Source organism: Bacillus cereus group sp. N21, from assembly GCF_016483395.1.
Lineage (GTDB): Bacteria > Bacillota > Bacilli > Bacillales > Bacillaceae_G > Bacillus_A > Bacillus_A pseudomycoides.
Window position 1 is genome coordinate 1 of record NZ_JAEHBX010000271.1, and the last position, 368, is coordinate 368.

Consider the following 368-nt stretch of genomic DNA (forward strand, 5'->3'; position numbering starts at 1 on the left):
CGTTAAAATGAGGGCTTTAGCATTAGGATATCTTTTAATTGCCCCTTTAATAACTTCATCACCAATTCCTACTGGTACGTTATATGCCTCATCAATCCATGGGTCTAGAAAAATTGGATTCGCACCCGCTAGTTTTAATCCATTAATGATTGATTTATGACAATTTCTTTGTACAAGGACAATATCACGCTCACCGCAGCAAGATAAAATCATTGCTAGATTTCCGACCGTTGAACCATTAATTAAAAAATAACTTTTTTCCGCACCATATACATCAGCTAATAATTTTTGTGCTTCATCTATACATTCAAACGGACTATGTAAATCGTCTAACCCTGTTAGTTCGGTTACATCAATGGATAGTATAT

The 368-nt window shown here is 34.8% G+C and carries 1 pseudogene; it reads right to left on the minus strand.

Annotated elements, in window-relative coordinates:
• A pseudogene (locus tag JDS96_RS30815) lies at positions 1-368 on the minus strand (aminotransferase class I/II-fold pyridoxal phosphate-dependent enzyme); the annotation flags it as partial.